General features: G+C 38.2%; 6 protein-coding genes and 1 pseudogene. 6 read left to right on the top strand and 1 reads right to left on the bottom strand.

What is annotated here, in order from left to right; translation table 11 throughout:
* Positions 1 to 142: 142 nt before the first annotated feature.
* The 4 genes from WBN20_RS04215 to WBN20_RS04200 all read left to right on the top strand — a co-directional run bounded on the left by WBN20_RS04215 (position 143) and on the right by WBN20_RS04200 (position 3911).
* Entirely contained in the window at positions 143 to 1312 is a 1170-nt protein-coding gene (locus WBN20_RS04215) for a serine hydrolase domain-containing protein (RefSeq protein ID WP_424280816.1), read from the top strand.
* Between the two features lie 19 nt (positions 1313 to 1331).
* Positions 1332 to 2057, top strand: coding sequence for a DUF4386 domain-containing protein (locus WBN20_RS04210; protein WP_424280815.1), 726 nt, complete (start codon positions 1332 to 1334; stop codon positions 2055 to 2057).
* 137 nt (positions 2058 to 2194) lie between these two features.
* Positions 2195 to 3310, top strand: a complete 1116-nt coding sequence (locus WBN20_RS04205) for a serine hydrolase domain-containing protein (RefSeq protein ID WP_424275667.1) — start codon at positions 2195 to 2197, stop codon at positions 3308 to 3310.
* A gap of 64 nt (positions 3311 to 3374) precedes the next feature.
* Positions 3375 to 3911, top strand: coding sequence for a GNAT family N-acetyltransferase (locus tag WBN20_RS04200; RefSeq protein WP_424280814.1), 537 nt, complete (start codon positions 3375 to 3377; stop codon positions 3909 to 3911).
* A 619-nt stretch (positions 3912 to 4530) separates the two neighbouring features.
* On the opposite strand, the gene WBN20_RS04195 is transcribed toward WBN20_RS04200, so the two are convergent.
* Positions 4531 to 5154 carry a sulfotransferase family protein gene (locus WBN20_RS04195; protein ID WP_424271400.1) on the bottom strand — a complete coding sequence of 208 codons (624 nt, stop codon included), beginning with the start codon at positions 5152 to 5154 and terminating at the stop codon, positions 4531 to 4533.
* A 403-nt stretch (positions 5155 to 5557) separates the two neighbouring features.
* On the opposite strand from WBN20_RS04195, the gene WBN20_RS04190 reads away from it, so the two are divergent.
* Complete coding sequence (locus WBN20_RS04190; protein ID WP_424280813.1) at positions 5558 to 11443, top strand: ATP-binding protein; 5886 nt, start codon at positions 5558 to 5560, stop codon at positions 11441 to 11443.
* Between the two features lie 14 nt (positions 11444 to 11457).
* Positions 11458 to 11747 (top strand): annotated as a pseudogene (locus WBN20_RS04185) (hypothetical protein); the annotation flags it as partial.

Here is an 11747-nt window from a genome sequence, read left to right as displayed (position 1 = left end):
GCTTACTTACGAAAATTCCGCTGGAATTTTCTATCTGTGATTTGTTTGTTAAATTAGTTGCTTAACCACTTGCCTTCGGCAGGCAGGCGCAACTTACCATACTCGAATGCGTTATCTGCAATTATTAACTATTCATGAACGAATGAAAAATTTATTTACTGCAATTTTTATTCTATTATTAATTGTCAGTTGCCTGTCCCAATCTACTATTCAATATATATATAATCCACCTGAAAATATAAAAGATGGATTAGATGTTGGCACTTTGGCTGAAGTGAATATTGATTCGTCATTGATTATAAAAGCAGTGAATAAAATATATGGAGGTCGATATAAAGAAGTGCATTCTATGCTAATTTTTAAGGATAATAAACTTGTATTTGAAGAATACTTTTCAGGACATAAATACAAATGGGATGGAGACAACCATTATGGTGAATTAGTGACCTGGGACAGGAATATGCCACATCATATTATGTCCGCTACCAAAAGTATTAGTTCTGCCTGTATCGGAATTGCAATAGAGAAAGGTTTTATCGAAAGTGTTCATCAATCCATATTTGATTATTTACCTGAATATCAGCATCTAAATTCAGATGGAAAAGATAAAATCACTATCGAACATCTGCTTACTATGACCTCTGGGTTGGAGTGGGACGAGTGGGGAGCGCCACTTAGTAGTTCAAATAATGACCTTGTTGGCTTGTGGATTCATTGCGAAGATCCAATCAATTGTATTTTAGAACGTCCACTATTAGATGACCCTGGGACAAGCTATACTTATTCAGGAGGTAATATGGTTGTTTTAGGAGAGATTATTAGAACGGCAACAAAAATGAAAATTGATGAATTTTCAAAAAAATATTTATTTGAACCCTTAGGAGTTGATTCTTCTACTTGGGCACAAAAATTCGATAATGGAGTAATTTATGCTGGTGGTGGATTAATTATTACACCTAGGGATATGGTAAAATTTGGTGTTACTTTTTTAAATAATGGGGATTGGAATGGAAAGCAAATTATTTCAGAACAATGGGTCGAAAAATGCACTACTGAATATCGAAACAACAAGGGTATTAATATTCCTGGGCAAGCATCCGGAAGACATGGATATTCATATTCCTGGTGGTTAAAATCATATCCAAAGTCAGGTAAAAAAATCGACATGTTTAATGCCGGAGGTTGGGGAGGGCAGGAAATTATGATTATCCCTGAATTAAACACAGTAGTAGTGTTTACAGGAGGAAATTATCTTTCGGATGTGAGAGTATTTAATATTCTTGAAGAATACATTCTTCCTGCTATTAATTAATAATTAAAGTATTACAATTATGAATAGCGAACAAATAGCAAATCGAATTACAGATCTATCACAGAAAAAAGCTGTTAAAATTGCTGGCTTTATGTTCCTGTTCGCATTTATCGCACCTACCCTAAACTGGGCTCTTGTATTATCCAAACTGAATGTTTCAGGCAATGCTTTAGCTACAGCCAATAACATTGTGGTAAATGAATTTGTATTTCGAATGGGTATTACCATCGAACTATTCATGTCTGTTGGTTTAATCATATTGGGTATGTCTCTCTATGTTATACTGAAACCGATAAATAAGAATTTTGCTATGCTTGCACTGCTTTTGAAGTTAGTAGAGGCCACATTAATGGCAGTTACAGTGCTTTTACCATATATTGCTTTACAGGTTTTAAATGAAAATTCACAAACAGCCGTGTTTACGCAAGAGCAATTGCTGCTCCCTATCGGATTAATTTTTAATTCGCATACTGCTATTACTTCTGTTCCCATGGTTTTTCTTGGGCTGGACATGATGATATTTTCTTATCTATTTTTAAAGTCGAAGTATATACCAAGGATATTAGCGGGCTTTGGAATCCTTTCATTTGCGTTAATTTTAATTCAATCATTAATGTTTATGCTAGCTCCTGAATACGCAACGAAGCCAATAAATCAAATTATTTTTTGGGCCCCAAGTGGTCTGTTTGAAATAATAATTGGTATATGGCTATTGGTTAAAGGGATAAGCGCAGAAACTGCATGAATAATTAAGAAGTACAACTGAAGGAATCTTTATGAAAGCAATTGGCCCTAAAAGAACAAAAAGCAGATAACAAAAGCTAAAGAGGCATAAAAACGCGCTTTAGCCAAGACCGGTGCGTGCAATAAATAGGAAAAGAAATGTATAGACTTTATTTCATATTAATCTTAACAATTAATTTTTGCTCTAATTCAATATTTGCACAGGGTTCTAATGACTTAAATAATAGAGTTGAAGAAATTGCAAAAAAATATATGGATAGCCTTGGCATTGTTGGAATGTCTGTATCTGTTATCCACAATGATGACATCAAATTCAAAAAATCGTTTGGATATGCAAACTTAGAGCTGGATGTACCAATGACCAATTCATCAGTTTATCGAATTTGGTCAGTTTCAAAGCAATTCTGTGCTGTTTCCATCCTAAAATTGGAGACAACGGATAAGCTCGAACTAAGTGACCCTATAAGTAAGTATCTCGATTCAATTCCAGGGACTTGGAAAGACATAACAATTGAACAATTATTAAATCATACAGGAGGAATAAAGGACTACCTAAATGATTTTAAGGAAGGCCAAAAATTGCATAGCACTTCCTTTGAAATTGTAAAAGATTCGACTAGGGTTTTAAAATTCTCATCAGGTAATGACTGGAGTTATACTAATACAGGATATTGGATTTTAACCAAAATTATAGAATCTGTTAGCGGCCAAAAATATCAGGATTATCTTCAAAATGAGTACTTCACCCCACTTAACATGAAGAATACACAAAAAATGGATTATTTTAACATCATTAAAAACAGGGTAAATGGATACAGAAATGTGAAAGGTGTGATGAAAAATTCTACTAGATATTTAGATGAGAACCATTTAGCTGATGGTGATGCCGAATTAATATCAAATAATGAAGATTTAAGTATTTGGACAAAAGCATTGTTCTCTGGTGAGATAATAGAATTGGATTTGCTTGAAAAGGCTTGGAATTACTCAAAGTATAACAATGGAGATAAAATTGATGCTTCCTCAATAATTTATTATGATGAATATGCTTCCTATGGGATGGGATGGTTTATTAGTGAATTAGCCGGACAAAAAATTATTTGGACCCCTGGCGCAGGTAGGGGTTTCTCAACTTCAATTTTTTCAGTTCCAAGTTCTGATCTGAACATAATAGTTCTTTGTAACGCACGGAGGTTTTTAATCGCAGATAAAATTGCAAAGGATATTGCAACTGAAATAGTAAATAGAAATTAAAGCACACAACAAAGTATATGAGCTATTATAATGGCTAATATACAAGGACGTTATTAGCAATAAAGTGAAAACTATAATAGAAACAGAAAGGTTATTATTAAGAGAAATTACTCTTGATGACAAAGAGGCACTATTTAAGTTGCATTCTGATGCAGCTGTACAAAAGTATACGGGAGAGCCTGTGGTGGAATCTATAGAAGAAATAAAAAAGGCCATAGAGACAAGAATTATTGACTATAAAAAATATGGATTTGGTAGATGGGCTACTATATTAAAAAGTGGAAAGCAATTTGTAGGTTGGGCAGGATTGGCATATCTGCCAGAATTTGATGAAATTGATCTTGGGTATAGATTCTTGCCCGAATATTGGGGATTAGGTATAGCAACGGAGGCATCTCGCGCAATTTTGACTTATGGATTTGATTCACTCAAAATAAGAAAGATAATTGCAATTGCATTGAAAGAAAATAAAGCATCGATCAGAGTAATGGAAAAAGTTGGGATGGAATTCGACAAATTTGCTCCCTATGAACTTGGGAGTGAAGATGCCATCTGGTATTGGTGTGATAAAAAGCTTATAACAAAAAATAAAGTGCATTAAAACGCGCCTTATTCAAACCGTTAAGGGATGGTATATTAGCTATGTACAAGAATATATTTCTTATTTACCGATACAGAAAGTTAAGTAAGCATGTAATGAATAGTATATTAGACTTATATGGATATTATAAGTAGAGTAGGGACAGAATAGGGACAAATATTACAAAGAATAACAGTTACAAATGACTTATAATCTATTAGTGATCGACTAATACAAATTCTCCATTTAAACATATTCAGGACAATAATAATACCAATGGAACTGATCTTCCTGTAAAACAGATGGAATTCCCACTCAATCGCAAATGGATTTTAGATTGATTCGGAGGACTTCGGAGCAGTACGCAATACTTTCTTGCTCTGACGCACTCAGAACGCAAGCAGAGCGCAGGCTTTTACTCGGTCGGATAAAACTAAAAACGATTTGCTAACAATACCTATGAGTAATTGCTTGGCTCCTACTCATCCGAAAATCCTGTCGGATTTTCTTTGTATGTTTATACTTGTTATGGGTCGCGATTTAAGACGCAACTACTCATAACCCGTAGTGTCCCAATTGAAAATGGTAAAACTAAAATATTTTACAGGTAAAAAAGTCCGGTGTACAATGCAAATCCTTATTAGTTTCCAGCATTTACTAAATCCCAAAACTCCTCGCGATTATTCGTGCGTGGAAATGGCTCATTAGGTACTGGTACATTAAGGAATTTACAAAGTGGTTCCCATCCGTCCTTCACTTGAAATATAAGCAACTGTTCTTCAGGAATGATCTCCCTTACTGCCTTATTATGAGCAATAAACCCATTGATTAATCCTTCCCTATCCAATCCTTCTGGAAATCCAGTTTTAGTGATGACTTTATTAGCCATGTTCAGCCAATTGTGCATTTTTTCAGGTGCCTTATCTCTTCCCTCAATCAATTTATAAATTGTTGAGCCAAAACTATCAGCCCAATTTTCAGGGTTTCGCTCAGTCAAAATAAATTTGGCTGTTGGGTACTCCTTGATTAATTCACGAAAAAATCCTGCTGTTGGCCAATCTACTGCACTTTTAAAGCCATTGTAAATGGTGCTCCAATTCGTATTTCCTTTTAAGGTTTCCGACCAGAGCGGGACCTGTATATCCATATTTTTCAGAACCTCTTCCATATGGTGACATGGGCCATATCCAAGTTGATTGAGCGCTAATCTAAGTGAGTAAGTACCAGTGCGCCCAACACCAACTCCAATAATACTAATTGCCATAAATTCATTTTTTTTAAATAGTAGTAACAGGTTTCAACTGATCAGAGATAATCACAAATGCTACGACTAAGGTTACGATTTACTGCCAATAACAGCTTTAACTCAAATATACTAACTATTGATCAAGCTAGAAAATTGGGTTTGCTATCGTAGCCAATTCCTTCGAACAACCAAAAATAAAACCAGCTGCATGGCAGTTGGACTTCTGTATTTTCAGCACGAGCGTTTCTCAGGAACAGCGAAGCTAGTCCTGGTGAGGCTACTATCTAATTTATTAGCTCGCTGTTTCCAAAATCTTAAGTATATTAGTAAGCAAGGAGTGGTCTGTGGCAGACACTTATTGTAACGCTATCTTTTTGCCTTGGGACAGGCTTCATTAAAGACTTTTATCGCCAATTTAATTATGAAACTTACCTCTGAACAGGAACAACAATTAACGAAGGTATACGAAGCTTATTGGACCCAATATTTGAAGGGCAATGTTGATGCCATGGAAGTTCTTTTGGACGAATCGTATACACAGGTAGGAAGTGCAGAAAGCGAGGTATTTACCACAAAAAAAGAGGCGGTTCAATTTTTGAAAGATACGATCGATGAAGTGGCCGGAAAGTTGGAAATGCGTAATCGCATTACACAAATAGAGCAGCAAGATACAATAGTGATGGTTCATGAACGTTGCGATCTCTATGCCCTGGATGGACAACAATGGATCTTCTATTCCAAATTCAGAGCCACAACCCTATTAACCGAAAGAAAAGATGGATGGAAAATTACACATCAGCATTCTTCTTTCCCTGATTCAAAAACCGAGGAAGGCCGGAATGTGGCCATTGATAAAATAGCTGAAGAGAATAAGGAACTGCGTGAGGCGGTAAAAAGACGCACCGTAGAATTAGAAGAAAAAAATAGAGAACTTGCAATCGAAGCAGCATTGGAACGGGTACGTTCTAAAACAATGGCTATGCACAATAGTGCTGATGTTGGGGCTACAGTTGTTTCTTTATCTGATGAAGTGATGAAGCTGGGTCTGGACAAATCCATTCGCGTTGGAATAGGAATCCTTGAAGGATATGAAGGCATGGAAACATGGTCAGCGAATTCAACCCCAAACGGTAAAGTTGATTTAAAGATGGGGATGTTGGATATGACGATACATCCCATGTTGATTGGACTCAAAAAAGCGTGGAAAAGTGGGAAATCGTGCTATAGCTACGATTATTTCGGTGATGATGTATTTAGATATTACCAAGCCCTTAACAATGAACCAGAGTACCCATTTCAAGCAGACTTAGACTCCCTACCCGAAAATGAGTACCACAAAAGTTTCTTTTACAATGAAGGTATTCTTTTTTCTTTTGCACCAAACCCAATTTCAGAAGAAGCAGCTAAGGTTTTAGCTAGATTTGCCAGTGTTTTTGGACAAACCTATAGAAGATATTTAGATCTGCAAAAAGCTGAACAACAGGCGAGGGAAGCGCAGATTGAAGCTGCACTCGAAAAAGTGCGAGCCAGTTCTATGGCCATGCATAAGAGTGAGGAACTTAAAGAAGTAATCCAGGTAGTGTACGACCAATTCAGCCAGTTAAACATCAATATTGAGCATACTGGTTTTATTATGGATTATAAGGAAAATGAAGATATGCACATTTGGCTTGCTGACAAGAAAGCTGTATTCCCTGAAATAAAACTTCCGTATTTTGATTGTGCACACTGGAATAGTTTTAAGAAAGCTAAGAAAAAAGGAAATAATTTTTTTACTAACCTTTTGGGTTTTGAAGAAAAAAATAAGTTCTACGAAGACCTCTTCGAGTTTATTCCAGAGTCAACTAAAGAAGTAAAAGATCATTATTTAAGTTGTCCTGGACTAGCTATTTCCACAGTATTATTAGACAATGTTGGTCTGTATATCGAAAATTTTCAAGGAGTTCCTTATTCTGATGAAGATAATACCATTCTCATGCGATTTGGTAAGGTTTTTCAACAAACCTATACACGTTTCCTGGATCTTCAAAAAGCAGAAGCACAAGCCCGGGAAGCGCAAATAGAAACCGCATTGGAAAAAGTGCGAGCCAGTTCTATGGCCATGCATAAGAGTGAGCAACTTCCTGAAACGGCCCAGGTGCTCTTTGAACAATTTGCGTTACTGGGAAATTTACCCGACCGGATAAGTATTTGTATTATTAAAGAAGACGAAAACCTGATAGAGTTATGGGCTACGGATCAAATTGGGAGTCAGCTCGATCATAGATATAGCGGGTCTTTGGAAGAATCCACAACCATTTCTAAAATACATAAAGCCTGGAAGGAAGGTAAAGAATCTATAGTAATTGACTTGTCCGGCCAAAAGCTAAAGGATTGGGTGCGCTATATTAAAGAAGATGTTAGGTTACCCATAGACGATTCCAAAATTAAAGGCAGAAGAGTACAACAGGCGGCTTTTTTCTCCAAAGGATTACTTCTTTGCACCACAAATGAACCTGTAGCAGATGAGACTATGGAATTATTGATCCGTTTTGCCAAGGTATTTGATCAAACCTATACCCGCTTTCTTGATCTTCAAAAAGCGGAAGCTCAGGCCAGAGAAGCGCAGATAGAGTTTGCACTGGAACGGGTAAGGGCCAAGGCTCTTGCCATGCATTCTTCTGAAGAGTTGATAGGAGTTTCTCTCGTATTAAGGGAGCAAATGGCAGCTATTGGTCAGAATCAACTGGAAACAATCGCCATACATTTTATTCCCGAAGATAATTCTGAATTTACAGCATGGTTTGCTTTTCACCCTCCTGATTCGGAAGAAGGAGAGATTAAATACGGCAATGTTGAATTCGACAATAATGAGACATATTATGCACGCGAATTCATGCGTATGTTCCGTTCCCAGAAAAGGAATTACCTGATCGAAGCAAGTGGGGAACACTTAATTGAATGGCAGGAAATGCTATTGGCTCGCGTACCAGTATTCAAAGAACTTTGGAAAAATCAAATACCAAATCATCAATACTGGTATTTCTCCGATTTTTCCGGCGGAAATTTAATGCTAATAACCCTGGAAGAAGCTTCCAAAGAAGCCCTGGAATTGCTGAGAAGATCTGCTCAGGTGTTCGACCTCGCTTATCGGAGATATCTCGATCTTCAAAAAGCCGAATCCCAGGCACGGGAAGCAAGGATTGAAGCCGCTTTAGAAAGGGTGCGTGCAGCATCTATGGCCATGCATAAAACTGATGAGCTTGCTCAGGTGGTAATGGTTCTTTTTCAGCAATTTTCTGAGTTGGAACTGGATTTCTATCAGGTTTGGATCAATATATTTATTATTGAAGAGGGCTATTCCAATTGCTGGTTTTCTCCTGTAGAAGGGGTTATAGATGAAGTTTATACAGCTAGAGTGCCGCTTGCGCCTTTTGAAGAATCTTCCATAAAGAGCTGGAGAGCAGGAGAAGAATTTTCTTATCTATCCTGGAGAGGTCTGAAGGAAGTAGATGAAATTACGAAATCTCTAAGTGAAATGACCGGGCATGAAAGTTTCATCAGAATCCAGAAAAAGAAGAGAATGGATCGTATGGAAATTGTTGATTCCAATCATAAATATGGTGTTTTGGCAATGGCAAAGAATAATGATATCACTGATAATGATCGCAGGATATTAAAGCGCTTTTCCAAAGTTTTCGAACAAACCTATACCCGTTTTCTCGATCTTCAAAATGCCGAATCACAGGCAAGGGAAGCACAGATAGAGGTGGCCCTGGAAAGGGTGCGGTCCAGGGCTATGGCCATGCACCATACTGATGAACTGACGGATGTATTGGGGGTTTTGTTCGACCAGTTCGATTTTCTGGGGATCAACCCGGCGCTCACCCATCTCACCTTATTCGATGAAGCCAATGAGACCTTCACCTTGCGTATTACAACCGGCGGAAAGAAACGTGTTATTGCGGAACAATTGATCGATGTGAATGCAGTAGAGAGTTGGAAGACCTCCTTTGCCAACTGGAAAAAAAGTGAGTTGCATGCCGTGGATTGTATTGATTATCCCCCGGAAATATTACCTGCTGTTTGGGAGTTGCTCGATGAGGTAATGAGTGCCCTTCCTGAAGGACAGAAACTAGTTCCCGAGGATTTCCCGGATGGCCTCTATACTACCCAGGGACACTGCAAATATGGCTTCATTGGTTTTAACCATTCTAGAAGAGCTACCGAAGAGGAAAAGGAGATCGTCGTACGATTTGCAAAAGAATTTGGGCGTTTGTACCAGCGTTTTCTAGATCTTCAAAAAGCAGAGACACAAACCAGGGAAGCTCAGATCGAAATAGCATTGGAAAGAGTGAGAAGCCGAACCATGGCTATGCATAGGAGTGAGGAATTATCCGAGGTTGCATATGTCCTTTTTGAAGAGTTGAAGGGACTTGGTGTTCAACTTCGTTGGTGTTGGTTTAGCATATTTGATGAAGATTTAAAAGGGATTAAAGCGTGGTATACAGACACCGATGGCCAGTTTAATCCCACATCAATTCACCAAAAATTTAAGGATTTCAAAGATGTAAAATTTGTATTCAAAGCTTGGAAAAACAATGACCCAATTTGCTTCTATGAAATCAAAGGTCCCGCATTAGTAGCATATGTCAATGAACTTGGTAAAAATCCAGATTTCAGGAAAGGCCCAACGTATCGAACCTTTAAAAAGGAAATTTCCGGTTGCCTATACCAAACCCATGCGATTTTCAAACAAGGGTACATTGGATACAGTTCATTTAAGCCTCGTAAGAATGAAACACTTCAATTTATTGAACGATTTGCCAAGTCCTTTGAGCAAACCTACACCCGTTTTCTGGACCTTCAAAAAGCCGAAGCCCAGGCAAAGGAAGCCACTAAACAGGCATCGTTAGATAGGGTCAGAGGGCAAATTGCAAGTATGCGCACAGCAGCCGATCTGGAACGCATTACTCCGCTCGTATGGAATGAATTGACCACCATGAATGTACCCTTTATTCGTTGTGGTGTTTTTATCATTGATGAACCTACGGAAATTGTCGAGGTCTATTTATCTGCACCAGACGGCCATTCACTTGGAGTGTTGCACCTTCAATTTAATGCAAATCCGATTACTGCTAATACGGTTGCCCATTGGCGGAAAGGAAGTATTTTTAATGAACATTGGAACCGGGAAGAATTTATAAGCTGGACTCGATCTTTGATGGAACAGGGACAAATCTCGAATAAAAACACCTATCAAGGAGCAGCAAATCCGCCTGAGTCATTAAATCTTCATTTTATTCCATTCACCCAGGGTATGCTTTACGTTGGCAGTGAAAATCCCTTGAATAATGAACAGATTGAATTAGTACAATCCCTGGCCGATACCTTTGCCATTGCCTATGCCCGGTATGAGGACTTTACCAAATTAGAAAAAGCGAAACAAAGTGTCGAAACCACTTTAAGCGAACTCAAAACCACACAGAATCAACTGGTACAATCTGAAAAGATGGCCAGCCTGGGAGAACTTACAGCTGGCATTGCCCATGAGATCCAAAACCCCCTGAACTTTGTCAATAATTTTTCAGAGGTAAGCGTAGAACTAATTGAGGAGATGCATCAGGAATTGGAGAAAGGAGACCTCAAGGAAGCGCTGGCCATCGCAGAGGATGTTAAACAAAACCTGGATAAGATAACCCACCATGGTAAAAGGGCTGATGGGATAGTAAAAGGCATGCTGCAGCATAGTCGCAGTAGTAGTGGGCAAAAGGAACCTACAGATATCAATTTACTGGCCGATGAATATCTACGCCTGGCCTATCATGGTTTACGCGCTAAGGACAAGACCTTCAACGCTACTATGGAAACAGATTTTGATGAAGGCATTGGCAAGGTAAATATAATACCGCAAGACATTGGCAGGGTTATTTTGAATTTAATCACTAATGCATTCTATGCCTGTGCTGAGCGCAGTCGAAGTGCTACCAATGAAAAGTCCTCCTTCGCTAATTTATCCAACGAAGCCTTGGCGAAGTTGGGAGCTTCGGGGGATACTAAATATGAACCTACCGTTTCCGTTAGTACCAAAAAAGTGGGCAAAAAAGTGGAAATCAAGGTTATGGACAATGGCAACGGTATCCCTAAAAAGGTGTTGGACAAAATATTCCAACCTTTCTTTACGACCAAGCCAACGGGGCAGGGTACAGGATTGGGCTTGAGCATGAGCTATGATATTGTAAAGGCGCATGGGGGGGAACTCACTGTGGAGACCAAGGAAGGGGAAGGATCAGAATTTCTTATCCAATTACCTTTAAATAGCATCTAATGAAAAAAATGGGGATGAACTTGAAACCAAATTCGATTCGATTGTTACCTTCTTCCTGTATGGTAAGTTGGCCTAGATTTCCAATTACCGTAATCTTCATTTTCTTCCTATTCCTTCATTCCAATATTGCGGCACAAGAGTTTGAAGTTACACAAATACCAATGCCATTTAAGGAAATCCCAAATTCTATTAACGGAATGTCGCAGGATAATTATGGCAATATATGGATCGCGGCCAGAGACAATGGCCTTTTCAAATATGATGGTACTAATATGGTCCAGTATATAAATGAGAAAAACAATCC

This window comes from Eudoraea sp. (genome assembly GCF_049665975.1).
In the GTDB taxonomy this organism is placed as follows: domain Bacteria; phylum Bacteroidota; class Bacteroidia; order Flavobacteriales; family Flavobacteriaceae; genus Eudoraea.
This window is presented reverse-complemented; position numbering and strand designations above follow the sequence as displayed.